This window comes from Streptomyces sp. NPDC003456 (assembly GCF_042878735.1).
Taxonomy (GTDB): Bacteria; Actinomycetota; Actinomycetes; order Streptomycetales; family Streptomycetaceae; genus Streptomyces.
The window spans coordinates 846802-873329 of sequence record NZ_JBIAOK010000003.1; the positions used below are offsets into that span (position 1 = coordinate 846802).

29 protein-coding genes are annotated in these 26528 nt (G+C 72.6%); 6 read left to right on the forward strand and 23 right to left on the reverse strand.

Annotated features, from left to right (window positions below; translation table 11 throughout):
• The first annotated feature begins 49 nt into the window (after positions 1 to 49).
• A complete protein-coding gene (locus ACFYWG_RS14720) occupies positions 50 to 406 on the forward strand; it encodes a 5-carboxymethyl-2-hydroxymuconate Delta-isomerase (protein ID WP_389201514.1) in 357 nt (118 codons plus the stop codon).
• Positions 407 to 412: 6 nt separating this feature from the next.
• Here the strand turns inward: ACFYWG_RS14720 and ACFYWG_RS14725 are convergent, their stop codons facing one another.
• The 3 genes from ACFYWG_RS14725 to ACFYWG_RS14735 all read right to left on the reverse strand — a co-directional run bounded on the left by ACFYWG_RS14725 (position 413) and on the right by ACFYWG_RS14735 (position 3730).
• Positions 413 to 1102: a TetR/AcrR family transcriptional regulator gene (locus ACFYWG_RS14725; protein WP_389201516.1), complete on the reverse strand. Its 690-nt coding sequence runs from the start codon at positions 1100 to 1102 to the stop codon at positions 413 to 415.
• 90 nt (positions 1103 to 1192) lie between these two features.
• Positions 1193 to 3154 (reverse strand): hypothetical protein, encoded by a 1962-nt coding sequence (locus ACFYWG_RS14730; RefSeq protein ID WP_389201518.1) that lies wholly within the window; start codon positions 3152 to 3154, stop codon positions 1193 to 1195.
• 48 nt (positions 3155 to 3202) lie between these two features.
• Positions 3203 to 3730 carry a tetratricopeptide repeat protein gene (locus ACFYWG_RS14735; RefSeq protein WP_383511850.1) on the reverse strand — a complete coding sequence of 176 codons (528 nt, stop codon included), beginning with the start codon at positions 3728 to 3730 and terminating at the stop codon, positions 3203 to 3205.
• A gap of 166 nt (positions 3731 to 3896) precedes the next feature.
• Between ACFYWG_RS14735 and ACFYWG_RS14740 the strand changes: the two genes are divergently transcribed.
• Positions 3897 to 4328, forward strand: a complete 432-nt coding sequence (locus tag ACFYWG_RS14740) for a hypothetical protein (protein WP_389201520.1) — start codon at positions 3897 to 3899, stop codon at positions 4326 to 4328.
• A gap of 74 nt (positions 4329 to 4402) precedes the next feature.
• Here the strand turns inward: ACFYWG_RS14740 and ACFYWG_RS14745 are convergent, their stop codons facing one another.
• The 9 genes from ACFYWG_RS14745 to ACFYWG_RS14785 form a co-directional block, all read right to left on the reverse strand.
• Positions 4403 to 5956: a DUF1996 domain-containing protein gene (locus ACFYWG_RS14745; RefSeq protein WP_389201522.1), complete on the reverse strand. Its 1554-nt coding sequence runs from the start codon at positions 5954 to 5956 to the stop codon at positions 4403 to 4405.
• A 203-nt stretch (positions 5957 to 6159) separates the two neighbouring features.
• Positions 6160 to 6813: a LuxR C-terminal-related transcriptional regulator gene (locus ACFYWG_RS14750; protein WP_389201524.1), complete on the reverse strand. Its 654-nt coding sequence runs from the start codon at positions 6811 to 6813 to the stop codon at positions 6160 to 6162.
• Positions 6804 to 8063: a sensor histidine kinase gene (locus tag ACFYWG_RS14755; protein WP_383511707.1), complete on the reverse strand. Its 1260-nt coding sequence runs from the start codon at positions 8061 to 8063 to the stop codon at positions 6804 to 6806. Before ACFYWG_RS14755 ends, ACFYWG_RS14750 begins: the two co-directional genes overlap by 10 nt.
• 98 nt (positions 8064 to 8161) lie before the next feature.
• Entirely contained in the window at positions 8162 to 9163 is a 1002-nt protein-coding gene (locus tag ACFYWG_RS14760) for an NAD-dependent epimerase/dehydratase family protein (protein WP_389201527.1), read from the reverse strand.
• A gap of 114 nt (positions 9164 to 9277) precedes the next feature.
• A complete protein-coding gene (locus tag ACFYWG_RS14765) occupies positions 9278 to 9868 on the reverse strand; it encodes a winged helix-turn-helix domain-containing protein (RefSeq protein WP_389201529.1) in 591 nt (196 codons plus the stop codon).
• Positions 9869 to 9988: 120 nt separating this feature from the next.
• Positions 9989 to 10111, reverse strand: a complete 123-nt coding sequence (locus tag ACFYWG_RS14770; protein ID WP_383511713.1) for a hypothetical protein — start codon at positions 10109 to 10111, stop codon at positions 9989 to 9991.
• A 129-nt stretch (positions 10112 to 10240) separates the two neighbouring features.
• Entirely contained in the window at positions 10241 to 11272 is a 1032-nt protein-coding gene (glnII, locus tag ACFYWG_RS14775; protein ID WP_385412941.1) for a glutamine synthetase, read from the reverse strand.
• A 310-nt stretch (positions 11273 to 11582) separates the two neighbouring features.
• On the reverse strand, positions 11583 to 12299 hold the full coding sequence (locus ACFYWG_RS14780) for a hypothetical protein (RefSeq protein WP_376323550.1): 717 nt from the start codon (positions 12297 to 12299) through the stop codon (positions 11583 to 11585).
• A 115-nt stretch (positions 12300 to 12414) separates the two neighbouring features.
• Positions 12415 to 12774, reverse strand: coding sequence for an arsenate reductase family protein (locus tag ACFYWG_RS14785; RefSeq protein ID WP_383511008.1), 360 nt, complete (start codon positions 12772 to 12774; stop codon positions 12415 to 12417).
• Between the two features lie 228 nt (positions 12775 to 13002).
• Here ACFYWG_RS14785 and ACFYWG_RS14790 point away from each other — a divergent pair, with 228 nt between their 5' ends.
• Positions 13003 to 13317 (forward strand): hypothetical protein, encoded by a 315-nt coding sequence (locus ACFYWG_RS14790; RefSeq protein ID WP_389201532.1) that lies wholly within the window; start codon positions 13003 to 13005, stop codon positions 13315 to 13317.
• Between the two features lie 171 nt (positions 13318 to 13488).
• Here the strand turns inward: ACFYWG_RS14790 and ACFYWG_RS14795 are convergent, their stop codons facing one another.
• Positions 13489 to 14544: an aldo/keto reductase gene (locus tag ACFYWG_RS14795; RefSeq protein ID WP_389201534.1), complete on the reverse strand. Its 1056-nt coding sequence runs from the start codon at positions 14542 to 14544 to the stop codon at positions 13489 to 13491.
• A gap of 102 nt (positions 14545 to 14646) precedes the next feature.
• On the opposite strand from ACFYWG_RS14795, the gene ACFYWG_RS14800 reads away from it, so the two are divergent.
• Complete coding sequence (locus tag ACFYWG_RS14800; protein ID WP_383511014.1) at positions 14647 to 15258, forward strand: TetR/AcrR family transcriptional regulator; 612 nt, start codon at positions 14647 to 14649, stop codon at positions 15256 to 15258.
• A gap of 24 nt (positions 15259 to 15282) precedes the next feature.
• Here the strand turns inward: ACFYWG_RS14800 and ACFYWG_RS14805 are convergent, their stop codons facing one another.
• From ACFYWG_RS14805 to glnA, 5 genes are all read right to left on the reverse strand, one after another.
• Positions 15283 to 16464 (reverse strand): winged helix DNA-binding domain-containing protein, encoded by a 1182-nt coding sequence (locus ACFYWG_RS14805; RefSeq protein WP_389201537.1) that lies wholly within the window; start codon positions 16462 to 16464, stop codon positions 15283 to 15285.
• Positions 16465 to 16737: 273 nt separating this feature from the next.
• Complete coding sequence (locus ACFYWG_RS14810) at positions 16738 to 18375, reverse strand: alpha/beta fold hydrolase (protein ID WP_389201539.1); 1638 nt, start codon at positions 18373 to 18375, stop codon at positions 16738 to 16740.
• A gap of 213 nt (positions 18376 to 18588) precedes the next feature.
• Positions 18589 to 18960 carry a signal peptidase I gene (locus ACFYWG_RS14815; protein ID WP_383511020.1) on the reverse strand — a complete coding sequence of 124 codons (372 nt, stop codon included), beginning with the start codon at positions 18958 to 18960 and terminating at the stop codon, positions 18589 to 18591.
• A 37-nt stretch (positions 18961 to 18997) separates the two neighbouring features.
• On the reverse strand, positions 18998 to 19261 hold the full coding sequence (locus ACFYWG_RS14820; RefSeq protein WP_385412927.1) for a hypothetical protein: 264 nt from the start codon (positions 19259 to 19261) through the stop codon (positions 18998 to 19000).
• 142 nt (positions 19262 to 19403) lie between these two features.
• Positions 19404 to 20813, reverse strand: a complete 1410-nt coding sequence (gene glnA, locus ACFYWG_RS14825) for a type I glutamate--ammonia ligase (RefSeq protein WP_311687300.1) — start codon at positions 20811 to 20813, stop codon at positions 19404 to 19406.
• A 210-nt stretch (positions 20814 to 21023) separates the two neighbouring features.
• Here glnA and ACFYWG_RS14830 point away from each other — a divergent pair, with 210 nt between their 5' ends.
• Positions 21024 to 21491 (forward strand): RDD family protein, encoded by a 468-nt coding sequence (locus tag ACFYWG_RS14830; RefSeq protein ID WP_383511024.1) that lies wholly within the window; start codon positions 21024 to 21026, stop codon positions 21489 to 21491.
• 53 nt (positions 21492 to 21544) lie between these two features.
• A protein-coding gene (locus ACFYWG_RS14835; protein ID WP_389201543.1) for an IS5 family transposase occupies positions 21545 to 22473 on the forward strand; the annotation gives its coding sequence in 2 pieces (ribosomal slippage) (positions 21545 to 21875 and positions 21875 to 22473; 930 coding nt in all).
• Positions 22474 to 22489: 16 nt separating this feature from the next.
• Here ACFYWG_RS14835 and ACFYWG_RS14840 read toward each other — a convergent pair.
• The 5 genes from ACFYWG_RS14840 to lipB form a co-directional block, all read right to left on the reverse strand.
• Complete coding sequence (locus tag ACFYWG_RS14840) at positions 22490 to 23053, reverse strand: hypothetical protein (protein WP_389201545.1); 564 nt, start codon at positions 23051 to 23053, stop codon at positions 22490 to 22492.
• Positions 23054 to 23317: 264 nt separating this feature from the next.
• On the reverse strand, positions 23318 to 24019 hold the full coding sequence (locus tag ACFYWG_RS14845) for a DUF4191 domain-containing protein (protein WP_333931045.1): 702 nt from the start codon (positions 24017 to 24019) through the stop codon (positions 23318 to 23320).
• 76 nt (positions 24020 to 24095) lie between these two features.
• Positions 24096 to 24308: a hypothetical protein gene (locus ACFYWG_RS14850; RefSeq protein WP_376323568.1), complete on the reverse strand. Its 213-nt coding sequence runs from the start codon at positions 24306 to 24308 to the stop codon at positions 24096 to 24098.
• A 260-nt stretch (positions 24309 to 24568) separates the two neighbouring features.
• Positions 24569 to 25534 (reverse strand): lipoyl synthase, encoded by a 966-nt coding sequence (gene lipA, locus ACFYWG_RS14855; protein WP_389201548.1) that lies wholly within the window; start codon positions 25532 to 25534, stop codon positions 24569 to 24571.
• Positions 25535 to 25628: 94 nt separating this feature from the next.
• Positions 25629 to 26429 carry a lipoyl(octanoyl) transferase LipB gene (gene lipB, locus ACFYWG_RS14860; RefSeq protein WP_376323572.1) on the reverse strand — a complete coding sequence of 267 codons (801 nt, stop codon included), beginning with the start codon at positions 26427 to 26429 and terminating at the stop codon, positions 25629 to 25631.
• Positions 26430 to 26528 lie beyond the last annotated feature (99 nt).

The following is a 26528-nucleotide window of genomic DNA, read 5'->3' on the forward strand; positions in this document are numbered from 1 at the left end:
CGCCCCACCCGCCGTTAGGGTGAGCACACCGACCCGGACAGGAGTGCTGATGCCGCAGATCACCGTCGACTATTCCGCCGACCTCGCGGACGGTTTCGACCGGCCCGGGTTCGCCAGGGCGCTGCACGATGCGACGGTCGACATCGCGGCCGCCAGGCCGTCCGCCTGCAAGACCCGCTTCCGCCGCACCGAGGACATCGTGGTCGGCCCCGAGGCCGCCGGCCACGCCCACGTCCACGTCCACATCGCGCTGCTCGCCGGCCGCACCGAGAAGACCAAGGCGCGGCTCACCGAAGCCGCGCTGGAGGCGCTGCGGACCCATCTGAAGCAGCCCGCGGGCCTCGCGCTGCACGCCTCGGCCGAGGTCCGCGACCTCGACCCCTCCTACGCCACGTCCGAGAGCTGAGCCCGCTCAGCCCGCCAGGGCGATGAGCCGGCCGACCAGGTCCGCGAACGGGCCGTCGGCCGGCTCGTCCTTCAGGACGGTGCGCAGCACCTGCGCCATCTCCTCGTCGTAGGCGGCGCTGACGGCGGCGAGCGCGGCGAAGTCGTTGACGAGCTGGGGCTCCAGTTCCTCGCGCGGGATGCGCCGCCCGTCCAGCCAGATCAGGGCCGTCGACTCGGCCAGCGAGATCCACGACCGCACCACCAGCTCCAGCCGCGGGGGCGGATCCGTCACGCCCAGGTGCGAAAGGATCTGGACATACGCGGCCTGCCGTACGGAGTCGACGAGCGCGTTGGTCGTCGACGAGCCGACGGCCGGGCCGCCGCGCATCAGGGCCGAGAAACCGGGCCCGTGCTCGTCCACGAAATCGAAGTAGCGGTGCATCACGCGCAGCAGCCGGGCCCCGAGCGGACCCTCGTGCGGCTCCACGAACCGGCCCGCGAGATCGTCCGAGGCGCGCTTCAACGCGGCCTCGTAGAGGCTGAGTTTGCCGGGGAAGTAGTGGTAGACCAGCGGCCGCGAGATACCCGCGGCCGACGCGATCTCGTCGATGGAGACGTCGTCGGGCGAACGGCGGCTGAACAGTTCGAGGGCGACGCCGATCAACTGCTGCCGCCGCTCCTCGACTCCCATTCTGCGGCGAACCCCGGTAGTCATACGAACACCTTACCGATCGAATCCGGCCTCGAACGGGCCGGACCGAGCGCGGATGTCCGCCGACGTGCCCCGGCGGCGGTGAGCCGCTCGTCAGCGCAGCCCGCCGACGGAACGCCCGTCCTTCAGCGTTCCCTTGAGTTCGGCCACCGCGCCCTGCTCGGCGGGCGCGGTCAGCAGACTGCCGTGCGCCGACCCCTCGACCCCGCCCGAGGCCCGCACGGACGCCGTGTCCCGGCTGCCGGCGGCCAGCAGGTACCAGTCGCCCGCCTCCGACTTCCACAGCACCCCGGCCAGCACGTGCGGATCGCGCGCCCCGCACGCCGGCACGTTCTCCGCCTTCGCCGTGACCGCCCCGTACGCCCCGCCCGGCGTGTGGAACTGCGCCAGCACCCGGGCACCGCCCCCGCGCCAGGTCTCGGCCCGGGTGCACACCCACACCGCCGAGCCGCTCCCGTCGGGCAGCCGCTGCTCGTTGAACGCCCAGGCGTTGACGCTGCGCACCCCGGCGGAACGCAGCGTGCCCAGCGAGCAGGCGAACGGCGCCCAGCCGTGCAGCGCCGCGGGCCGGGACGCCTCGCCCGGGGAGCCCGGCCGCCCGGCGGTGAGCCGCGCCGGGACCAGCTCGCCCAGGTCGGTCAGCAGCCGGGTGCCGGTGCCGTCGGCCAGCTGCAGCACGTTCCACGACGTGCACGGGCCCGATCGCAGCGCCGGGCCGGCCAGCGGCCCGGTCACCCCGTCGGTGAGGGTGAGGTCCATGGCCCCGGCGGCGGGCTTCATCAGGTCCCGCTCGCTCGCCTTCCTCACCCAGGGCGCCGTCAGGTAGCGCACGTTGCCGTCCGTCCGGCCGAGGACCACCGCGCCCGACTCGGCGCGGCCCGCCCCGTCGACCCGGGCGAAGTCGAGGGCCGCGCCCTGGGTGCCGTCCTTCGGCTCGGCGTACCGCGCGATGCGCAGCCCGTCGTGCAGGATCACCACCCGGGCCGCGTCGACGGTCCCCGCGAACAACAGCTGCGGCGGTCCCGCCGGGCCGCCGGACGGGGTGCCCGGCGTCGCGGAGACCTGCACCGTCCCGCCCGGGCGGGCCCACACGGCGAGCGCGCGGCGCAGCAGGGCCTCGTCGCCGGTGAGGTCGCCGCGGGCGGGCCACACGGAGAAGTCCGTGCGCGCCGAGCTGCGCCAGGCGCCGGGGGAGACCCTGGTCAGCTTCGCCGGGTCCAGGGCGGCCTGGGCGGCCGGATTGCGTGCGTACGGCGGGGCCGCGGCGCCGTCGGGCCCCCAGCCCTCACCGGGCAGCCCGAGCAGCGCCCCGCACACCAGCAGGGCCGCGCCGGCGGCCAGGGCGGCCTTGAGGTGCTGGCGGCGGCGCATCAGGTCCGTGGGGCGGGCCTGCAGCGAGCAGGGGTCGAACTCGGGCGAGTCGAGCAGGGCGTACTGCGCGGGGACCGCGCCGGCCTCCCGCAGGGCGCCCTCCGGGTCGGCGGCGCCGGCCGCCGCGAGGACCTCGCACACGCCCTCGTCGGCCAGCCGCTCCAGACCGCGCAGCGCGTACGCCGCCCGGGCCGGCCCGGACAGGGCGGACAGCCGCTGGTCCAGGGCGAGTTCGTCGGCTCCGCCGGAGTGCGGGAACAGCTTCAGGCCCCACACCTGCGGCAGCAGCGCCGGCAGCTGGGAGCGCCTGGGCCACGCCCCGAACCGCAGCGGCCGTCCCGCCTCCAGCGCCGTGCGCAGCACCTGGAGCCGGACGAGGGCGTAGCCCGGATCGCCGTCCCGGCCGCTCACCGGGCGCTGCGCTCCGCCCGCCGCGTGGGCACCCGCGGACTGGGCCGGGATCACCGGCGAGGCCGTGCGGTTGCGCGGCAGCGCCCGCTGGGCGAGGGCGTGTGCGGTCAGGACGCGCCGGCTGCGGCCCAGGCGGGGCGGCAGCACCAGATAGGCCAGACGGACCAGCCGCGGATAGTGCTCGACGAGGGCCGCCTCCGCCTGCTCGACGTCGACGACCGGGCCGGCAGGGGAGGAGGGGGCGGGGGGCTGGGCGACATCCTGTGACTGCACGTTCAGCAGAACGAGCGAATGGGCGGTTGGTCACCTGACTGCGGAGCGTCACGCCCCGGGGGACCGCGCGGGCTCCACGAGCAGCCGGGCGTAGTTCGCCATCGACCGCTGGTAGCGCGGCAGATGCGGGGCCAGCGCGCCCAGGGCCAGCGACAGCGCCTCGCGGTCACGGCCCAGACTCGACAGGCACAGGGCGAGAGTGGCCCGCACCGGATCGTCCAGTTCGTCGGAGGGGGCGTCCAGTTCGGGGGTCAGCAGGGCCACGCCCTCCTCGGCGCGACCGGTGTTGCGCAGGGAGCTGGCCAGCTGGATCTTCGTCCGGCGGGCCTTGTAGGGGCTGACGTCGGCCAGGCCGCGCCGCAGGGCCTCCCGGTACAGCGGCACCGCCAGGTCCGAGCGGCCGGTGGAGTCCCAGGCACAGGCCTGCTCGAACGGTCCGAGGGGGCTGTCCGCGGGCAGTTCGGCGACGAGGGCGTCCACGTCGGCACGGAAGCGGGCCTCGTCCTCCTCCGTCTCGGCGTAGTCGTCGAAACGGCCCCACAGGGCGCTCACACGCTCTTCCCAGTCCTGGTCCACCGGGCCACCCTCGCACAGGAGTGCCGCCGCGGGCAGGTGGGTTGTTGAGTGCTTCGGCCTCCGCAGCCGTATCGAAGGCGAGAGCCTCGTGCCGGGGCTCCGTGCGGCATGTGTCCGGACCGTGCCGTGACCAGGGACCGTGCCGTCGCAAGGACCGGAGGAACAGATGAGGGTGACCCGACCGATGCTCGCGCTGAGCGGCGCGGTGGCGATACTGGCGCTGGCCGGCTGCGGATCCGGCGGTGACGACGAGGCGGCCGTCCCGGAGGCGGTGACCGGCAGCCTGGAGCACATCGCCGCCGAGGCCAAGTGCAAGCCGAACATGCAGACCGACGCGGACACCATCCGCCAGGCCCTGTGCAAGAAGGGCAAGGAGAAGTACGTCCTCGCCACCTTCGCCACCGACCGGGGCCAGCGCGAGTGGCTCAACAGCGCCAAGGACTACGGCGGCTACTACCTGGTCGGCCGCAAGTGGGTCGCCGTGGGCCAGCAGAAGACGGTCACGGCGCTGCAGGGCACCCTCGGCGGGACGATGGAGGAGGGCTCCGCGCACATGAACCCCGGAGGCAGCCACAACCGCGGCGGCCACCACGGCTGACATCGCGGTACAGGGCCGGGACGAGCGAGAGCCGGCGGTGGGAGATCCCACCGCCGGCTCTCGCGTGCCGAGGACTACTGGCAGTCCTCACCGCTGTTGATGCACTGGACCATCTCGTTCATCAGGTCCTCGTCGAAGAAGTTGATGAAGTCGTTGTGGTCGGTGATCGGCTTGTGCAGCTGCTCCGGGAAGGAGTCCACCGCGAAGGCGTTCTGCAGCTGGCCGTTGTCGATCTGCGGCGCCTGGACGTCGTAGACCAGGCGGACCTGGAGCTGGGGGATGGCCTTGAAGCCGTTCGAGCAGCTGCCGTCCGCCTCCACGAAGTCCACGTGGGTGCGGTGGTTGGCGCTGTCGATGTTCTGGCCGTCCCAGCAGCTCTGGAAGTTGGACGTGCGCACCACGGAGCTGCCGTCGGGGCAGATCGGGTACTTGTCGGTCACCTGCCGGTCCTCGAAGCCGGTGCAGCTCCAGGAGGTGTTGGCGTTGTTCAGGCCGTTGGTGAGGGACTTGGCGTCACCGGTGATGATGCGCAGCGCCTTCGGCATGGCGACGACGTCGCTCGTCCGGTTGCCGACGAACTTCAGCTGGGCCTCGGCCGGCTCGACGATCTTGCCGACGTTGCCGTCCTGACCGCCGCCGGGCTGGCCCTGGTCGATGTCCTGCGTACCGTCCTGGATGCGCAGCACCGGCCAGAAGTACGAGGACTTGTCGCCCTGGTTCTGGCAGGTGGTCTCGGCGTTGGCCAGGTCCTCGTCGCTCGCGAAGGCGTTGTTGCTCTGGTTGCCGACGTAGTCGTGCTGGTGCTTGGCACCGTTGGACACACCCGGCGCGACGATCACGTTGTCCGAGTTGCGGTTCTCGTTCTGGTTGGTGCCGCAGGACGTGGTGAAGGTGCCGGTGGAGCCGCCGTCGCCGTTCGCGGGCAGGCCGTTGGGCAGGTTGCGGCTGTTCGGCTGGACGTCCTCGATCTTGATGAAGTCGTCCGCCACGGGGCCGTTGCCGCCCTGGCCGCCGTTGTTGTTCTGGCCGCCGTTCTGACCGCCGTCGTTGTTCTGGCCGCCGTCGTTCTGGCCGCCGTTGTTCTGGCCCTGGTCCTGGCCGCCGTCGTTGTTCTGGCCGCCGTCGTTCTGGCCGCCGGCCGCTCCGTCGTTGGTGTTGATGTCGGCGGCCATGCCGCGGCACTTGGCCAGCTGGCCGAGGTTGCGCGGGGCATTGCCGCCCACCCGCCGGATGTTGATGCTGATGCGGTCCAGGGCCGCGGTGCGCTTGGACTTGAGCGGACCCAGGATGGCGTTGGCGACGAAGCCGGGGTCACCGGCCTGCGCCCGGCGCGTCGAGGCGAGCCGGGAGTACGCCTCGCTGATCTGCTTGTCGAGGGTCGCCAGCTCCCTGTCCACCCCCCGGCGGGCGCGCTTGGGCACCGACGTCAGCTTCTGCCCGACGTCCGGGCACTGGATCGTGGCGATCTGCCAGCCGGCGGACTTCGTCCGGTTCGCCGAGCTCGGCTCGTGCGCCGATGCGTAGAAGTTCGCCCAGATCAGCCCGCCCCCACCGAGCGCTAGGGCCGCCGATGCGGCAATGGCCTTGGTGGCCAGCGGCGTACGGCGTTTTCTTGTGTTGCGTCCCATGGAACTCCTCTGACTTCCTTTTTCGGGGGCATCGAGGCGCCCGACAGGAGTGAAGCGGCCCCCTTCCATACGGAGGACGCCCCACTGGTGTTCAGAGGAAACGGAAATTGATGCGAGACCAGTGAGAAGACTCTTCCCTCAACAGCCTCTGGAAAACCGGTAGTTGCTGATCCCGTACCCAGGGTGAAGGGGCCCGTCCGCAGTCACCGGCCGTGGTCGAGGTGGGCGAGAACCGCCAGCACGCGCCGGTTGTCGTCGTCGGAGACCTCCAGGCCCAGCTTGGCGAAGATGTTCGCGGTGTGCTTGGCGACGGCCCGCTCCGTCACGACCAGCTTCCCGGCGATCGCCGCGTTGGACCGGCCCTGCGCCATCAGCTCCAGCACCTCCCGCTCCCGGGGCGTCAGCCGCGCCAGCGGCCGGTCCTCGCCCGACTGCCGCGCCAGCAACTGCTGGATGACCTGCGGATCCATCACGGTCCCCCCGCCGGCCACGCGCCGCACCGCGTCCACGAACTGCTCCGCGTCGAAGACCCGGTCCTTCAGCAGGTACCCGACCCCGCCGCTGCCGTCGGCGAGCAGCTCGCGCGCGTACAGCTGCTCCACGTGCTGGGAGAGCACCAGCACCGGCAGCCCGGGCCGCCGGCGGCGGGCCTCGAGCGCGCACTGCAGGCCCTCGTCGGTGTGCGTGGGAGGCAGGCGCACGTCGACCACGGCGACGTCCGGGTCGAGCTCCGCCAGGGCGGCGGCCAGTTCGGGCCCGGACTCGACGGCCGCCGCGATCTCGAAGCCGTAGGCCTGCAGCAGCCGGACCAGGCCGTCGCGCAGCAGGAACAGGTCTTCGGCCAGGACTACGCGCAAGGGATCTCCATGGTGACCATGGTGGGACCGCCCGCGGGGCTGCTGACGGCCAGGACGCCGTCGAATGTACCGAGCCGCCGCTCCACCCCGGCCAGCCCCGAACCGGCCCCGATCACCGCGCCGCCCCTGCCGTTGTCCGTGACGGTCGCCCGCAGCATGCCGTCCGCCCGGTGCAGGTCGACCCAGATCCGGTCGGCACCGGAGTGCTTCACGGCGTTGGCGAGCACCTCGCTCACCGCGAAGTACGCGGCCGACTCCACGGGCGCCTCCGCCCGCCCGGGCAGGTCCACGCTCACCTCGGTGGCCACCGGCAGCCGCAGCGCCAGCGCCCGCACCGCGTCGCCCAGCCCGCGTTCGGCGAGCACCGGCGGGTGGATGCCGCGCACCAGCTCACGCAGCTCGGCCAGGGCCTCCACGGAGGAGGCGCGGGCCTGCGCGACCAGCACCCTGGCCTGGGCCGGGTCCTTGTCCAGCAGGGCCTCGATGGTGCCCAGGTCCATGCCGACGGCGACCAGCCGGGCCTGCGCCCCGTCGTGCAGGTCCCGCTCGATGCGCCGCAGTTCGGCGGCGGAGGCGTCGACCGCGTCGCGCCGGGTCTCGGTCAGCACCCGCACCCGCTCGGCGAGTTCCTCCTGGTTGCCGCCGAGCACGGCCCGGGTCAGCCGGAAGTGGGCGTCCAGCAGACGCGGGGCGAAGACGTGCGCGAAGAACAGCAGGACCAGTCCCAGGGCCGCCGCGCCGAAGGCCGACGCCTGCCCCGTCACCGGCACGAACCCGTACCAGTACTCGTCGGGGAAGACCCGCCACAGTCCGAGCGCGAGCGCGAACCCCTCCAGCGGGTAGAGCAGCAGCACGGCCGGGAGCAGCGCGGTGACGAACCCCGCGGTCATGTCCACCGGCAGCCACCGCAGGTCCCGCCAGGTCGCCGGGTCGCGCAGCATGCCGAAGGTGCGCGCCCACGGGTTGGCGTCCTTCGGCAGCGGCCGGTACGCCGGCGGGATCCGCACCCCGCCCCACTCGGCCGCCAGCAGCCGCCGCCAGTTCGCGAAGGCGCGCACACCGTTCAGCACGTACGGCGTCGTGACGATCCCGAAGCCGACCGGGATCAGAGCGAGGGAGAGCAGGGACAGGGAGAAGCACAGCACCGCCCCCGGCAGCCCGACGAGGGCCAGCGTCAGCCCGCGTACCGCGGTGAGCCCCACGCGCCGTGCGCCGGTCCGCCCGTTGCCGTTCTTCGTGTCGGTGGTCATGGCGTCAGTCTCGCCGAGCGCGGCGGACCGGTCACGGGGCCGGGCCACCCGACCGGGGGTGGTGCTACCTACACCCCCAGGGCGGCCGGAGCGGTGGGTCACGCCCTCCCGAGCACCTTCGCCTCCAGCTCCGGGTCCAGACCCGGGTGGGGACGGTCCGGGCGCCGGGGGGCCGCGCCCCCGCGGTCCTGGAGCCACCTCCAGGTGTCCGCCACGGTCTCCTCCACGGGCCGGCAGACCAGCCCCGCCCCGACCGCCCGGGAGACGTCCGCGCCGTGCAGGGCGTCGTGCAGGTCGCTGCCCGGCGGCACCCACACCGGCAGCTGCGTCCACGGCTCGATGCCCGCGTCGAGGATCACCCCGGGTTCGGTCCAGCGCAGCTCGGCCCGCCCGCCACTGACCCGGGCACAGGCTTCCAGCAGCCGGCCCATGGTGGCGTGCCCCTGCGGAGACATCAGGTTCCAGGGCCCGCTCAGCCGCCGCTGCGCCGCGAGCAGGATCCACGCGGCCAGGTCGCGGACGTCGACGTACTGCAGGGGCAGCTCGCGCGGGCCCGGTGCCAGCACGGGTCCGCCGCGCGCGGTCCGCTCCAGCCACCAGGGGAGCCGGCCGATGTTCTCGTACGGGCCGAGGATCAGACCCGACCGCACGAGCACGGACCGGTCCTCGCCGAAGGCGTCCAGCACGGCCAGTTCACCGCCGCGCTTGTCCCGCGCGTAGTCGGTCTGCTCCGCCCCGGCCGAGGCCCCCTGCACCAGGGGAGCGTCCTCGCCGTACCCGGCGGGCGGGGCCCAGGCGTACACCGAGCAGCTCGACACGTACACGTACCGCCCGGCGCGGTCCCGCAGCAGCCGCGCCGCGTCCGCCACCGCGCGCGGCGCCGCCGACCAGGTGTCCACGACGGCGTCCCACTCGCCGGTGTCCGCGGCCAGGGCGGCGAGCCCCCCGGGTGCGGTGCGGTCGCCGAGCAGCGTCCGCGCGCCCGGCGGGGCCTGGTGCCGCCCCCGGTGGAACACGGTCACGTCCCAGCCCCGCTCCAGCGCCGCCTCGACGACGGCCCGCCCCACGAACTCCGTACCACCCAGCATCAGCAGCCTCATGCCGTGCACTCTGCCCGCACGGTCGGCCCCGGGGAACGGTCGTCTGCTGTCGGCAGAGGCGGGAACGGGCGATCGCGGGGCCGGGCGGGCGCGGGACGGCCCGTCAACGGTTCATCAACGGCCTGTCGGCGGAACGTACTTGTAGCCCACGCGGCGCACGGTGCGGATCGTGTCGCGGTACTCCGCGCCCAGCTTGCGGCGCAACCGGGCGACATGCACGTCGACCGTGCGGCCGTCGCCCACGTGCCCGTAGCCCCACACCGTGCCGACCAGCTGGTCGCGGGTGTGCACCCGGCCCGGGTGGGCGACGAGATGGGCCAGCAGTTCGAACTCCAGGTAGGTGAGGTCCAGCGGCCGTCCGGCCACCTGGGCGGTGCGCTGCACGGTGTCGACGCGGATCAGCGCGTCACCGCCCGGCTCCTGGGCCGCTCCGGGCTCCGCCGCGACGGGCCGGTCCGGTACGGCCACGGGGAAGGGCGGCTGCTGGTCGGCGGGGACGAGCACCAGGTAGCCGACCATCGGCGGCTGCCCCGGCAGGGCGGGCAGGGTGTGCTGCGGCGCCGGCAGCCAGGTGGCACCCGGCGGCAGCAGGTCCGCCACGGTCACCACCTCGTCCCGGTCGACGGCGCGCAGCCGGTGCCGGGGGCCGTGGCCCGAGGGGGCGGTGAAGGGGGCGGCGGGGGACAGGGAACGAGTGGTCGCCATGAGAGGTCAGCTCTTTCGCGCGAGGAGTTCGTCGGGGAGGTCGACGGCCGCGAGTTCGTGGTCGGGCTCGCCGAGGGACGTACGCGGTTCGCGCTGGCCGGAGGCCGGGGGTGGACGGCTTCAGCGGGCCTGCGCGTTCGTCGCGCGGCAACACACCCGGTCGAAGTCGTGGTCCTGGCGGGACGGCCAGAAGGGCTCGAGGTCGTGGCGACCCGTCGCGGCGTTCTTCCGGTAGCTGGCCATGGCCCCATTGAAGCAGACGGGAGCGGGGTGCAGGGACCCTCCTCTCACTCCTCGGACACCCCGGCGGACGGCCGAGGGGGCGTCCACCGCGTGGGTGGACGCCCCCTCGGGAGCCGGGTGCCGGGCGGGTCAGACCTGGCCGGCCTTCTCCAGCGCGGAGCAGCACGTGTCGACCAGCAGGCGTGTCACCACGTACGGGTCGACGTTGGCGTTGGGGCGGCGGTCCTCGATGTAGCCCTTGCCGTCCTGCTCGACCTGCCACGGGATGCGCACCGAGGCGCCGCGGTCCGAGACGCCGTAGGAGAACTTGTCCCAGGGGGCGGTCTCGTGCAGGCCCGTCAGGCGGTCGTCGATGCCGGCGCCGTAGTTCTTGACGTGGTCCAGGGGCTTGGAGCCCTCGCCGAGCGACTCGCAGGCGGTGATGATCGCGTCGTAGGACTCGCGCATCGCCCTGGTGGAGAAGTTGGTGTGCGCGCCGGCGCCGTTCCAGTCGCCCTTGACCGGCTTGGGGTCGAGGGTGGCGGCGACGTCGAAGTCCTCGGCCGTGCGGTAGAGCAGCCAGCGCGCCACCCACAGCTGGTCGGAGACCTCCAGCGGCGCCAGCGGGCCGACCTGGAACTCCCACTGGCCCGGCATGACCTCGGCGTTGATGCCGGACAGGCCGAGGCCGGCCTTCAGGCAGTTGTCGAGGTGGGCCTCGACGACGTCGCGGCCGAAGATCTCGTCCGCGCCGACGCCGCAGTAGTAACCGCCCTGCGGGGCCGGGAAGCCGCCCTTGGGGAAGCCGAGCGGGTAGCCGTCCTTGAAGAACGTGTACTCCTGCTCGATGCCGAAGATCGGCTCCTGCGCCGCGAACCGCTCGGCCACCTCGGCCAGCGCGGCCCGCGTGTTGGTGGCGTGCGGGGTGAGGTCGGTGTTCAGCACCTCGCACAGGACCAGTACGTCGTCACCGCCGCGGATCGGGTCGGGACACGTGAACACCGGCTTCAGCACGCAGTCCGAGGAGTGGCCCTCGGCCTGGTTGGTGGAGGACCCGTCGAAGCCCCAGACCGGCAGCGCGTCCAGACCGGCGGGCGAACCCGCGATGATCTTGGTCTTGGAACGCAGTTTGGCCGTCGGCTCGGTGCCGTCGATCCAGATGTACTCAGCCTTGAAGGTCACGGGCCACATCCTTCGGGGTGTGTCTGGCGCGTATCGCGGGTGCTGCGGCGCTGCCGCACTGAGGCGCCGCGAGGTGCTGCCCGGCAGCCTGGCAACAGGCGATTACCCGGTCGTTGCCCGTGTGTGAACCCCGTGTTACCCGGTGGCGCCGTGCACCGGCTCCCCTCCGTCGAGCCGGTGCACGGCGCCGCACGGTCCGTACGCGCGCCGGTCCTGCCACCCCTGGCCGGGGGCGGCAGGACCGGTGACACGTACGAGGGGCGGCCGAGGGGTGGGCCGCCGCCTCACGGACTCGTCGGGTCGTCCGGCCTCACCCCACCTTCTCGATCACGGCCCGGCGGATGAGGAACTTGCCGGGCTCACGGACCTGTTCGAACGCCGCGTTGTTCAGCAGGACGCAGCTGCCGGAGACCGAGGTGACCTCCACCGTCGTGGACTTGTTGTTGTCCAGGTTGGTGACCTTCAGCTTCGTGCCGGCCGGGAACTGGTTGCTGGACGCGGCGGGCGCACCGCCCTCGCCGGAGAGCGTGACCGTGGAGCCGTTGCACACCTGCTGCCCGGCGGCGGCACCGCCGCCGGGGTTCGCCGCGGGTGCGGAGGCGGCCGGCTGCGAGGGCTGCGCGCCCCCGGCCTGCTGACCGCCGCCGGCCTGCTGGCCGTTGCCGCCCTGCTGGCCGCCCTGAGCGGGCTGCGAGGGCTGCGCGGTTTGGGAGTCCTGAGCCGACTCCCCGACCGTGCAACCCGACGCCTCCTGCTTCCGCTTGATCTCCGCGACGACCGCCTCGCGGTTGGCGATCCGCGCCTCGGACTGGGCGTCCGGGTTGGCCCGCTGGTCCGCGATGAACTTCTGGTTGTTGCCCAGGGCGGTGGCGAGGCCCAGGCAGACCGTCGACTCCGACGCGGACTTGGGGGTCTGCGCGGCGTTCGACGTGCTCGCCATGACGAAGGCCCCGCCTCCCGCCACCGTCGCCGCGCTGACCAGCAGCGCGATCTTCTTCTTCGTGCCGAGAGTTCTCCTGCGCGACATGCGCGCCTCCTGAAGAGCTAGGGGAGCGTACGCCGCTATGTACGAGATGCCGAACGGGGTTACTCAGCGGTCACAGCAGTCAGGGCAGTGACCTGTGCCACACGCGGTGGGCGGGTCAGCGCGACAGCGCGTCCCGTACGGCCTCGTCGGTCCGGGCCACCACCGCCGTGCCGTCGTCCGCGGTGATGATCGGGCGCTGGATCAGCTCGGGGTGCTCGGCGAGCGCCGTGATCCACCGGTCGCGCGAACCGGCCTCCCGGGGCCAGTCCTCGAGTCCGAGGTCCTCGGCCGCCGCCTCCTGGGTGCGGGTGATGTCCCACGGGTCGAGCCCGAGGCGCGTGAGCACCTGGCGGATCTCGTCCTCGCTCGGCACGTCCTCCAGGTAGCGGCGGACGGTGTAGTCGGCACCCTCGGCGTCGAGCAGCCGCACGGCGCTGCGGCACTTCGAGCAGGCCGGATTGATCCAGATCTCCATGGGAGGAACCGTACGCGCACCGGCCTCTGTTCGATTTTCCAGTGGCTCAGGAACTACTCCTGGAGCTGCCGTGACACAGCGCCAATCTCCGTGCTCACCTGGGCATTTGCTCGTCCGTGCGGACTCCCCGTTGTCAGTGCCCGGCGGTAGACTGTAAGCAGTGTTCGAGGGTGGCGCCGGGGACGGGCGAAGTCCCCGGCGCCACCCGACCGCGACAGGAGGATGCCTGTGCCCGCTGCCGCTCTGAAGCCGAAGCCGCTGCCCACCCAGTCCACCGCCAAGCGCCCCGTCCTGCTCGACCTGCCGTACTCGCCCGTGGAGAAGCGGCCGCTGCCGCCCGGCCGTCCGCGCGAGTGGTACGTCACGCACAACCGCCGTCTCAAGGCCCTGCGGCTGGCCGTCGCGCTGCTCGACTCCGGCGTCTACGTGCCGAACCAGGCGCGCAACGAGACGATCCGCGACACGGCGGAACTGATCGGCGTCCACCCGCCGTCGGACACGACGTGCCACATGGTGCGCGCGCTCATGCGCTACGCCCGCTGAACCACCGCCCGCCGGGACGCCGGGCACACGGCCTCCGGCCACCCGGCGCCGGGCACCCCGAGTCGAGGGGTGCCCGGCGCCTGTTCGTGCGTCCCGTGGCCCGGGATGCGGTGTCGCGGCCCGCGATCCCACCGCCTGCTCGCGCACCCGGCCGCGGGTGCCGCAGTCCGCTCAGGCGGCCCGGGCCGGTGCCGCGACCACCGGCGGGTTGAGCCGGGCGAACCCCTCCTGGCGCTCGTAGGGGAAGTAGGGGTAGGGGGCCGGCCGGTGGCTCACCGCGTCCAGCCGTGCCACCTGCTCGGGTGCGAGGCTCCAGCCGACGGCGCCGAGGTTCTGCCGCAGCTGCCGCTCGTCGCGGGCGCCGATGATGACGGAGGACACCGTCGGCCTGCGCAGCAGCCAGTTGAGGGCGATCTGCGGGACCGCCTTCCCCGTCTCCGCGGCGATCTCCTCCAGTACGTCGACCACGTCGTAGAGGTGCTCCTCGTGGACCGGCGGGCCGAAGTCGGCGGTGCGGTGCAGCCGGCTGCCCGGCGGCAGCGGGCTGCCGCGCCGGATGCGCCCGGTGAGGCGGCCCCAGCCCAGCGGGCTCCAGACGAGCGCGCCGAGGCCCTGGTCCAGGGCGAGCGGCATCAGCTCCCACTCGTAGTCGCGGCCGATCAGGGAGTAGTAGACCTGGTGGGCCACATGGCGCGGGTGCCCGTGCCGGTCCGCGACGGCGAGGGACTTCATCACCTGCCAGCCCGAGAAGTTGGAGACGCCGGTGTAGCGCACCTTGCCCGCCCGTACCAGCGAGGCGAGCGCGTCCATCACCTCCTCGACCGGCGTCCCGGCGTCGAAGGCGTGCAACTGGAACAGGTCGATGCGGTCGGTGCCGAGCCTGCGCAGCGCGTCCTCGCAGGCGCGGATCAGCCGGGAGCGCGAGGAGCCCGCGTCGCCCGGCCCGTCACCCATCGGCAGGCTCGTCTTGGTGGAGATGATCACCTCGTCCCGGCGGCCCTCCAGCGCCGCCCCGAGCACTTCCTCGGAGGCCCCGGCGGAGTAGACGTCGGCGGTGTCGAACATCGTGATGCCCGCCTCCAGGCAGATGCCCACCATCCGGCGCGCCTCCCGCACGTCGGTCGAGCCCCACGCCCCGAACAGCGGTCCGCTGCCGCCGAAGGTGCCCGCCCCGAAGCTCAGCGCCGGGACCATGAGTCCGGACGCGCCCAGCCGCCTGTGTTCCATGTCGGCCCCTCTCCCACGGAACCCGCTTAACGGTTCCAGTGTTCCGTTAGTAGGTTCATTAAGGTAGCAGGGAGAACTGGCTAATGGAACAGGAGTGCCGTTATGGCTGACGGGGGAGAGCCGGGGACCGTACGGCCCGGGGGGCGCACCGCCCGGGTCCGGGAAGCGGTGCTGCGGGCGGCGGAGGACGCCCTCACCGAACAGGGCTTCACCGGGCTGGACCTCGCCGACATCGCCCGCCGCGCCGGCGTCGGCAAGACGACCGTCTACCGCCGCTGGGGCACGGTGACCGGGCTGGTGGCGGATCTGCTGGCCGACATGGCCGAGCAGTCGGCACCGCGCACCGAGACCGGGACCCTGCTCGGCGACCTCACGGCGAACGCCCGGCTCGTGCAGCGCACCCTGACCGATCCCCGGCAGGGCCCCCTGTTCACGGCGCTGATCGCCGCGGCCGCCGGTGACCCGAGGACGGCCGCCGCGCTGCACCGCTTCTACGACATCCGCGTCCGGGAGTGGGCTCCCTGCGTCCGGCAGGCCGCCGAGCGGGGCGAGGTGCCCGAGGGCACCGATCCGCAGGAGGTGATCCGCGCGGTGTCCGCCCCGCTCTACTACCACCTGCTGATCAGCGGAGCCCCGCTGGACGAGGCGACGGCCCTCCGCGCGGCCGAGGCGGCGGCCGCGGCGGCCCGGGCCGGGGTGTTCGTCCGCTCCTGACCCGTCCGGGTCACCTCGCGCCGCTCACGCCACCAGCTCCTTCTCCAGAGGTGTGCGGAAGCGCGGGGTGATCCTGGCCGTCCCGAGCCAGCCGCGCAGGCGGCCCGCCTCCTCCTCCACGGCCGCGCGGGCCTCCCGGCCGACGCCGTCCACGTCCAGGAGCCGCCAGACGATCTCGCCGTCCGGCCGCTGGGCCCAACCGCCGATCACCCGGCCCTCCCACCACACCGTCGGGCCGACGTTGCCGCTGCGGTCGAACAGCTGCGGCCGCAGCTCCGGCGCGAGGTACCAGTCGCGGTGCTGCCACCCCATGGCGGTCGGGTCCAGAGCGGGCAGCAGCGCGGCCCGGGGACCGCCGGGTCCGGGCGCCGGCTCCGCGTCCCCCCGGGCCACGAAACCGGTGCCCTCGTCCAGCTCCACCGTCTCCGCCCCGATCGCCGACAACGCGCGGCGGACCTCCGTCACCCGCCAGCCCGTCCACCACTTCAGGTCCGCCTCCGTGGCGGGACCGCATGCCGTGAGCCACCGTCCGAGCAGCTCCGCCTGCGCCGCGGCCGTGTCCAGCTCCTCGTGCTCGGGCGCGAGGGCCCAGCGGAACCGGCTGGACGTCCAGGACCCGAGCGGCCGGCCGCGCACCACCTTGCCCTCCGCACCGAGCACCTTCAGCAGCCGGGTCGAGACCGTGTGCAGGCCCTCGTAGCTCTTCCCGGCCCCGTATACGAACTGCTCGCGCAGCCGCGGCTCGTCCCGGGCCAGTTCGGCGGCCGTCGCCTGCCCGCGCCGGGCGAGCGCCGCCAGCGTCGACTCCTCGACCTCCCGCAGCCAGGCCGCGTCCGGCGCCCCGGCCGCCGCCATGTGCGTGAGCAGCGCGGACCTCTCCCGGGCGGCGACCGCCAGCCCCGTCGAGGCGTGCACGACCGGGGTCAGCGCCGCGGGGAACACGAACACCGTGTGCCGCATGCCGTGCATCCGCACCAGGGCCCGGTCCTCGTACAGCGCGCGCTCCGTCTCCGGCACCGTCTTCGCCGGGTCCGCCAGGCGCGCGCCCACCGCCAGGTACACCGTCGCCGGGTCCGTGCCGTGCAGCGCGACCAGGGACTCGGCCACCTGCTCGGGCACGGCAGCCCTGGACCCGGCGGCCAGCCGCTGCCGCAGCGCGAGGCGGGCCCGCCGCTCCGCCCCGCCGATGTACCGCCGTGCCTCCATACCGGCCTCCCCGTCTCCCCGCAGCCTGCCCGGGCGGCGTCCAGCGCGCACCGTCGGCGGCCCCGCCACCGCGCCTGCCACCACGGGCACGTCACCGCGCCCGCCACCATGGGCACGCCATCGCGCCCGCCGCCACCGGCACGTCACCGCGCCCGCCGACGGCGGCGCACGCCGCCCGGCACTCATCATCGCGCCGGCCCCTGACAGCGCGCCCCGCCCGCCCCGCGCCAGCGCGGCCCCGCCGGCAGCGCGCCCGCGGCCTGCCGCCGCCCCTCAGCCGTACCGCTCCAGCAGCCCCGCCACGTACGCTTCCAGCCGCTCGGCCAGCACCCGCGGCGTCAGATCCGTCCGGCCCAGCTCACGCCACGGTCCCGCCAGTTTCGCCGCGTCCGGGACGTAGGCCAGCGCGTCGAGCAGCCGCCAGTACAGATGGGCGGGCCCGTCGGCCAGGCGCCGGCCGCCCCGCTCCTCGTACGCGGCGCGGAACGCGAGTCCCTGCTCCGCTCCGTGGAGCAGGGCGAGCGCCGTGGAGCAGTGCGCCACGTCCAGGTCGGCCGGACCCCAGGAGGTCTCCACCCAGTCGACCACGCCGCTGATCCGCAGCCCGGCTCCGGACCCGGTGAACAGCACGTTCCCGGGGTGGAAGTCGCGGTGCAGGAAGCACCCCTCGTACGGCGGCGGCTCCCGGCGGATGACGTCCACGGCACGCTCCCACACCGCACCCGCCGGCGCGGTCACCCGCTCCGGGGACGTCCAGGCCTGGTAGGTCCGCGGCCGCGCGGCCGGGACGACCCGGTGGATCCGGGCCAGCCGGTCCGCCAGCAGCCCCACCCGGGGGGCGAGTTCCTCCTCGTCGACCCGGACCCGGCCCGGCAGGACCGTCATCAGCAGGGACGGGTGGTCGCACTGCTCGGCCGCCGCGTCCACCCCCACCAGCCCGGGGGCCGGCACGCCCTCCTCGTCCGCCAGCAGCGTGAGGATCTCCGCCTCGCGGCCCAGCAGCCCGCCGGCGTGCCGGCGGAAGAAGGGCTGCACGAAGGAGCGCAGGACCAGGGCGGAGCCGTCGTCGAGGGTGAGCCGCCGCATCTGCGCGCTCCACCCTCCGTTCAGGAAGGCCGAGCCGGTGACCGTGCGGCCCTCGGGCAGCTGCCCGGCCACCCACGCGCGCGTGGCCGTCCAGCCGCCGCCCTCGCCGAGCCCGGCCAGCACGGCCGTGACGAACGCGCGCCGGTACCCGGCGTGGTCGCGGAACCACAGACCCAGCCGGTGCGTCGCCCCGGGGATCTCCTGGTGCGTGAACTGCGAACGCCGCGCGAGCGCCTCGGAGACGGCCTCGGTCACGGCCGCCGGGATGACCTCGTCCCGTGCGGGCACCGCGAGCACGGCCCGCCCCTCGTACGCGCGCAGCACGTCGAGCGCGGGTGAGCCGCGCCAGCTCCCTTCCGTCCGGATGATCTCGCTGAACCGTCCGTCACCCGAGCCGAACGGCACGTCCCACGCCCCGGCCGCGTACACCGCCGGGGCACACAGCCCCACCGCCGCCACCCGGCCTCCGTAGTGCCGGGCGAGATCCGCCACCGTCTGCCCGCTCATGCTGAACCCGACCAGCAGCAGCGGCCCGTCAGCGGGCACGAGTGCGTCGATCACGGACACGGCCTGCTCGAAACGGCGGCGCAGGCTCAGCTCCCGCAGCAGGCCGGTGCTGCGGCCGTGGCCGGAGAAGTCGAAGGCGAGAGCGCGGCAGCCGTGCGCGGCGAACTCCTCCAGCAGCGGCACCAGCCGGTCAGCGCTGCCGTTGCCCGCGCCGTGCAGCAGCACGGCGGTCGCCCCGCCGGGCCCGTCCGCACCGCGGCGCAGTCCCGCGAGCCGCTCGCCGTCGGCCGGATGCGTGAAAGGGATCAGCTCACTCATCCGGCCATTCATTCACGCGGCCCCCGGCCGGCGCGGAGAGGATCACAGACCCGGCGCCCCCCGCACCGCGAACCAGCCACCCAGGTCCTGCCCCCGTTTGCAGAGGTGACCCAGTGCCAGGCCCAACGCCTCCGGCCGCCGGACCCGCGCACGGCCGTCAGCCGCCGGAGCCGGGTGAAGCCGCCGGCCGCGCCGCCGACCCCGGCGTGGCCGTCAGGTCCCGGATCCCACCGCGTACCCGGGCACGGACGGCCACCGCACGGTCAGCACCACCGACTCCTCCTCCGCGCGCCAGGAGTGGTCGACGCCCCGCCCCCACACCACGTAGTCGCCCTGGCGGCGCAGCAGCACGCTCCGCCCGGGCAGCTCGACGCGGAACCGCCCGCTGATCAGCACCAGCAGCGCGGTCCGCTGCTCGCCGCGCACCCACTCGGCCCGTTCGTCGCCCGGGGGGTGCACCCCCCACTTGATCTCGACGTCCTCGCTGTGCCGAGGGTCCCCGGCGGCCTTGAAGTGCCCGAGGATCCACCCCCGGTCCAGCGCGGCGTCCTCGCCGGCATTGCCCGTGTACACGCTGTCGTCCACGGGCCGGACGCTAACAGGAGGGTCGCAGGACGGCCGGCTAGAACGGGGGACGGAAGCCGGCGTACCCGAGCAGGACGATCACGGCGGCGACGCAGCCGAGGACCACGGCCGTCGACACCCAGGGGGACCGGCGGCGCCCGCCGCCCACATGCCCGGGTTCGGGGCGGAACGGCACCGGCCCGGGCGGGTCGTGCTTCCAGCGTGCGGCGAGCATGCGGGCCCGCGCGGACGGCTCCTTGTGCTCGGCCCCGTCAGCCCACCGGATGTCGAACTCGCGCTCCTCGTCGTCCCGCTCCGGCATCCCCGCACCTCTTCTCGCACAAGCGTCCCCTCCCCGATGATCCCCCTTCCGCGCCCGCCTGTGAAGGCGCGGCCGGTACACGACGGTGCCCCCGCCTCCACAGCGGGAGACGGGGGCACCGTACGGGCGACAGGGGCGTCGATCACACGTCGAAGTACAGCTCGAACTCGTGCGGGTGCGGACGCAGCTGCAGCGGCGCGATCTCGTTGGCGCGCTTGAAGTCGATCCACGTCTCGATCAGGTCCGGGGTGAACACGTCGCCCTGGAGCAGGAACTCGTGGTCGGCCTCCAGGCGGTCCAGGACCGCGCCGAGGGAGGTCGGGACCTGGGCGACGTTCGCGTGCTCCTCGGGAGCCAGCTCGTACAGGTCCTTGTCGATCGGCTCGGCCGGCTCGATCTTGTTCTTGATGCCGTCCAGACCGGCGAGCAGCAGCGCCGAGAACGCCAGGTACGGGTTGCCGGAGGCGTCCGGGGCGCGGAACTCGACGCGCTTGGCCTTCGGGTTCGAGCCCGTGATCGGGATGCGCATGGCCGCGGAGCGGTTGCGCTGCGAGTACACCAGGTTCACCGGCGCCTCGAAGCCCGGCACCAGGCGGTGGTAGGAGTTCACCGTCGGGTTGGTGAACGCCAGCAGCGACGGGGCGTGCTTGAGGATGCCGCCGATGTAGTAGCGGGCGGTGTCCGACAGGCCCGCGTAACCGGCCTCGTCGTAGAACAGCGGCTGGCCGCCGGTCCACAGCGACTGGTGGACGTGCATGCCCGAGCCGTTGTCACCGAAGATCGGCTTCGGCATGAAGGTGGCCGTCTTGCCGTTCTTCCAGGCCACGTTCTTCACGATGTACTTGAAGAGCTGGAGGTCGTCGGCGGCGGCGAGCAGCGTGTTGAACTTGTAGTTGATCTCGGCCTGGCCGGCGGTGCCCACCTCGTGGTGCTGGCGCTCGACCTTCAGGCCGGCCCGCTCCAGCTCCAGGGAGATCTCGGCGCGCAGGTCGGCGAAGTGGTCGACCGGCGGGACCGGGAAGTAGCCGCCCTTGTAGCGCACCTTGTAGCCGCGGTTGTCCTCCAGCGCACCGGTGTTCCAGGCGCCGGCCTCGGAGTCGATGTGGTAGAAGGACTCGTTCGCGCTGGTCGCGAAGCGGACGGAGTCGAAGACGTAGAACTCGGCCTCGGGACCGAAGTACGCCGTGTCGGCGATGCCGGTGGAGGCGAGGTAGGCCTCGGCCTTCTTGGCCACGTTGCGCGGGTCGCGGGAGTACTGCTCGCCCGTGATCGGGTCGTGGATGAAGAAGTTGATGTTCAGCGTCTTGTCACGGCGGAACGGGTCGACCCGGGCGGTCGACAGGTCCGCGCGCAGGGCCATGTCGGACTCGTGAATGGCCTGGAAACCCCGGATCGAGGAGCCGTCGAAGGCCAGCTCCTCGTCGGCGTCGAACGCCTCCGCAGGCACCGTGAAGTGCTGCATCACGCCCGGGAGGTCGCAGAAGCGGACGTCGATGAACTTGACGTCCTCGTCCGCGATGAACTTCTTGGCCTCGTCGGCGTTCTGGAACATCCAGCTCCTCCTACTCCCGACCGTCCCGCCGGGGTGGTAGTTCGTTCGTGCGGCCAGTGCGGGTGGCACACGCTGTCCTCGACCCTAGGGACGGGTGATTTCTCGGGCGTGACCCGATTGTTTCGCACAAGTTAACCGGCCCACCTCCCACCGTAGCCCCGACGCACCCCGCCGTGCCCCGGTCATATGGGGGCGCAGTACCGTGGACGGGTGGACAACAGGCAAGCACTCGGATCGTGGCTCTCCGGACCCCGCGCGGCCGCGGAAGAGGCCGGGGTCGACTTCGGATACCGGGGCGAGCAGCTCGGTCTGCCCGAGGAGGGCCCCGGCTCGATCGCCCGCCCGGGCCGCCGGCTCGGCGCCCTGGCCGTCGACTGGGGGCTGAGCCTGCTCATCGCCTACGGCCTGGTCGCCGACAGCTACAACGAGGCGGCGCAGATCTGGGCCCCGCTGATCATGTTCGCGCTGATGGTGCTCACGGTGGGCACGGTGGGCTTCACCCCGGGCAAGCGCCTGTTCGGCCTCCGGGTGCTCGCCCTGGCCACCGGCCGCGTCAGCCCCTGGCGGGCCGTCCTGCGCACGGTCCTGCTGTTCCTCGCGATCCCCGCCCTGATCTGGGACCGCGACGGCCGCGGCCTGCACGACCGGCTGGCCGGCACGGTCGAGGTCCGCATCTAGGACTTGTCCGGCCGATCATGTGACTACGGCCTGTCCTAGTCGTTGATGTGGACATGGGGCGGGGTGACCTGACGGATGTCGAGTGGGAACGGCTGCGGCCGTTCCTGCCGGTCAGCAACGGTCGCTGCGGCCGATGGCGGGATCACCGGCAGGTAATCAACGGGATTCTGCACCGGGTGCGGACCGGGGTGCAGTGGCGTGATCTGCCCGAGCGGTTCGGTCCGTGGAAAACCGTGTACGAGCGTCATCGGCTGTGGTCGGGCGACGGCACCTGGGAACGTCTGCTCCAGCAGGTCCAGGCCGCGGCCGACGCGGTGGGTGAGATCGACTGGGAGATCTCGGTGGACTCCATCGTCCGCGCGCATCAGCATGCGGCTGGCGCCCGCACCAACCCGCCGCTGACACCTTCCTCAAGGGGGGCCGACGAGGGGGAACACCAGGGCGAGACGCCGTGGCAGAGCCTCGTCGCCCGCCTGGTGGCGGTGGTGCTGGAGGTGAGGGCCTGGGCCGCTCGCGCGGCGGGTTCACCAGCAAGCTCCACCTGAGCGCGGACGGATTCTGTCGCCCGCTGTCCCTTATCGTCACTCCAGGTCAGAGGGCAGACTGCACCCAGTTCATCGCCGTGCTGGAAAGGATCCGTGTCCCCAGAGGTGGCCCGGGAAGGCCACGGGTGAGGCCGGACAGTCTCGCTGCCGACAAGGCCTACAGCAATGGCCGTATCCGCGAGTATCTGCGGCGTCGGGGCATCCGGCACACGATCCCGGAGAAGAGCGACAGCCAGGCCGCCCGCCTGCGCAAGGGCTCACGCGGCGGACGGCCCATTGGCTTCGATGAGGACCGCTACAAAAAGCGCAACACTGTCGAGCGGACGATCAACCGCCTGAAACAGTCCCGGGCAGTCGCCACTCGCTACGACAAGCGCGGATACATCTATCTAGGAACCGCCACAGCAGCAGCCCTCGTTATCTGGCTCCGAACGTGATCAGTCGGACAAATTTCTAGTGGCTGTTGAGCCAGCGTCGTGCCGTGGTGCTCAGTGGCGGCTCGTCCGGATCGCCCATGTCGTCCATGGTGCCGTCCGTCAGATCCTTGGCCCACTCGCGGAGGACCTGCGAACGATGCGGCGCTTTCAGCACGGAGGTGCTGATCGCGTGCTCCCACGTCGTGGCGAAGCACAGCACGTTCCCGTCGAGGGAAAGCATGCTGAACTCGGGGCGGTAGGGGGCACTGCCGAGCAGCCCGTCAGCACCCTTGCCCATGATGTCCCACTCGCTCTGCAGCTCGACGCAGTGCCATCGTGCGAGGCGGTCCTGGCCGGGGTGGAGCGCGATCAGGAACCTGCGGTCGGTCTCGGAGAAGAGTCCTCCTTCGATCGACAGCCGGTACCAGTCGGCGTTCGCCTTCTCGTGCAGCTGCGGATCGAGGAAGTCCAGCATGGCCTCGACGCGCCCGTCTTCAGATGGGACGCTCGGTGCCTGGCTGGTGACGGTGGGCGGAAGGATCCCGTCGGGCGCGGTCCAGCCCTCCACGATGCGCAGACCGGCTGCGGCGAGAGACTTCATGATCCCCATCATGCCGTCTCCGCCGATCAGCACATGGGGCAGGGCGGTGCTCGGCTCCGCGCCCGGACCGACGCCCGTTATGGCAGACGGCCAAGCGTTCCTCGATACCGCCACCGCAGCGATCGCGGTCATCCCGCGCCACACATGATCGGCCGGACAGGTTCTAGCCGGCACCGACGGGCCGGCGCCCCCCCGCAGGGCAAGCCCGTACGACGAAGGGGCGCCCGGAGTGGTCCGGGCGCCCCTTCGTCGTACGGGTACGGGTCAGCGGGCCTTCGGCCCGCCCTTCGGCAGGCGCATGCCCTTGGGCATCGGGCCCTTCGGCAGCGGCATGTTGCTCATCAGGTCGCCGAGCGCGCGCAGCCGGTCGTTGGTCGCGGTGACCTGCGGGCCGGTCAGCACGCGGGGCAGCTTCAGCATGGTCGTGCGCAGCTTCTTCAGCTCGACCTGGCCCTCGCCGGTGCCCACCACCAGGTCGTGCACGGGCACGTCGGCGACGATCCGGTTCATCTTGCGCTTCTCGGCGGCGAGCAGGGTCTTCACCCGGTTCGGGTTGCCCTCGGCCACCAGCACGATGCCGGCCTTGCCGACCGCGCGGTGCACCACGTCCTGGTTGCGGTTCATCGCCACCGCGGGGGTCGTCGTCCACCCCCGGCCGATGTTGTCGAGCACCGCCGCCGCGGCACCGGGCTGGCCCTCCATCTGCCCGAAGGCGGCCCGCTCGGCCCGGCGCCCGAACACGATCGCCGTCGCGAGGAAGGCGAGCAGGAAGCCCAGGATGCCGAGATAGATGGGGTGACCGATCAAGAAACCGATCGCGAGGAAGACACCGAAGGTGACGATTCCGACAGCCGCGAGTACAAGACCGATCTTCTTGTCGGCCCTGCGGGTCATCTTGTAGGTCAGGGCGATCTGCTTCAGTCGCCCGGGGTTCGCAGCGTCCGCTGCAGGTTCCTTCCTCGCCATGCCACGAAGTCTACGTGTCCGCACAAGCGCCGACGACGGCAGTGCCGTCCGGGGCCCGCGGGGCGGGGGCCGGACGTCAGGGACGGGCGGACAGGGAGCGGGAGAGGGACTGCTCCAGCACGTGCTGCGCCTCGATCCGGTCCTTGGCGCGGCGGCGGTCCTCCAGCACGGACGTCCAGGCGTTGCGCCGGGCGGTGCGCTGGCCGCTGCTCATCAGCAGTGCCTCGACCGCACGCAGGGCGGTCGTGAACGACGGGATCGCGGTGGCGCGGACGGGCGCGGCCTGCATGGGTGAGGTCCCCCCTCGGTCAGGGTGTACGTGCTGTGAGTTCAGCGTCACTGACTGGTGTTACCAGGGCGTGACTCACCGGTCAAACACCCGTGAATCCGGGATGCGGGGAGGGGGAACGACGACGCGGTCCTGACGTACGCCCTCATCTGCGAGGACGGTCAGGACCGCGTCGAATCGGTCGCTACCGGTCAGTAGTCTCACGTGCGCGAATTCACACGATTGTCTCGCCCTGTCCGGGGGAGGGCGGTGACGCTCCGTCAGACGGCCTGGGCCGCGACGCGCGCGTCCCGCTGCTCCATGGCCATGCGGTACAGCCGCCCGGCCCGGTACGAGGAGCGCACGAGCGGGCCGGACATCACACCGGAGAAGCCGATCTGCTCGGCCTCCTGCTGCAGCTCCACGAACTCGTGCGGCTTGACCCAGCGCTCCACCGGGTGGTGGCGCACGGAGGGGCGCAGGTACTGCGTGATGGTGACCAGCTCGCAGCCCGCCTCGTGCAGTTGCTTCAGCGCGTCGCTGACCTCCTCGCGGGTCTCGCCCATGCCGAGGATCAGGTTCGACTTGGTGACCAGGCCGTAGTCGCGGGCCTCGGTGATCACCTTCAGGGAGCGCTCGTAGCGGAAGCCGGGGCGGATGCGCTTGAAGATCCGCGGGACGGTCTCGACGTTGTGCGCGAAGACCTCGGGGCGCGAGGAGAAGACCTCCTCGAGCTGCTCGGGGATCGCGTTGAAGTCGGGGGCCAGCAGCTCGACCTTGGTGTGGCCGCCCTCGCGGTCGGCGGTCTGCCGGTGGATCTGGCGGACCGTCTCGGCGTACAGCCAGGCGCCGCCGTCGTCCAGGTCGTCGCGGGCGACGCCGGTGATGGTGGCGTAGTTCAGGTCCATCGTGACCACGGACTCGCCCACGCGGCGCGGCTCGTCGCGGTCGAGCGCCTCGGGCTTGCCGGTGTCGATCTGGCAGAAGTCGCAGCGCCGGGTGCACTGGTCGCCGCCGATGAGGAAGGTGGCCTCGCGGTCCTCCCAGCACTCGTAGATGTTCGGGCAGCCGGCTTCCTGGCAGACCGTGTGCAGGCCCTCGCTCTTCACGAGGTTCTGCATCTTGGTGTACTCGGGGCCCATTTTCGCCCGGGTCTTGATCCACTCGGGCTTGCGCTCGATGGGGGTCTGGCTGTTGCGGACCTCCAGGCGCAGCATCTTGCGTCCGTCGGGTGCGACTGCGGACACGACCGGCTCCCTAGCGTTGATTCTTCGGCGCCCTCAAGGGTACGCCCGTGGATTTGAATGCCTGTGTGTGGTGTCAGCCCCTTCCCGCGGGCCTTTATGCCGCCGGTGTCCTCTCGATCTCCCGGGGCTTGAGGTCGGCGTTCTCCAGGACGTCCCGCAGGTGGCGCTCCACCACGGGCAGGACCTCCTCGATCGTCACGTCGCGGCCCAGCTCGGCGGCGAGGGAGGCCACGCCCGCGTCGCGGATGCCGCAGGGGATGATCCGGTCGAACCACTTGTTGTCGGGGTTCACGTTCAGCGCGAAGCCGTGCATGGTGACGCCCTTGGCGACGCGGATGCCGATGGCGGCGATCTTGCGGTCCTCGCGGCGCTGGCCCGCGTTGGACGGGGCGTACTCCGGGCCGTTCAGGCGCGGGTCGAACTCCTCGTCGTGCAGCCGCGGGTCGAAGTCCAGCGACAGCCCGCCGAGCGCGGGCCGCTGCTCGACCGGGTCGCCCAGCACCCACACGCCGCTGCGGCCCTCGATCCGGGTGGTCGTGAGCCCGAAGTCGGCGCAGGTGCGGATCAGGGCCTCCTCCAGGCGCCGCACATGGGCGACCACGTCCACGGGGCGGGGGAGCTTCTGGATGGGGTAGCCGACCAGCTGTCCGGGGCCGTGCCAGGTGATCTTGCCGCCGCGGTCCACGTCGACGACCGGCGTCCCGTCCAGGGGCCGCTCGTTGTCCGCCGTGCGCCGCCCGGCCGTGTAGACCGGCGGGTGCTCCAGGAGCAGTACGGTGTCGGGGACCTCGTCGGCGAAGCGCGCCGCGTGCACCCGGCGCTGCTCGTCCCAGGCTTCCTGGTACTCGACGGCCTCGTCACCGAACCCCATGCGGACGAACCGCAACTCACTCACGGCAAGCGCCTCCCTCGGACGGGTGTGTCAGGCACGTAACGCGCCCAAGCCACTGTACGTCCGGCCCGGACACGTCAGTCCCGGGGTCAATCCTCACAC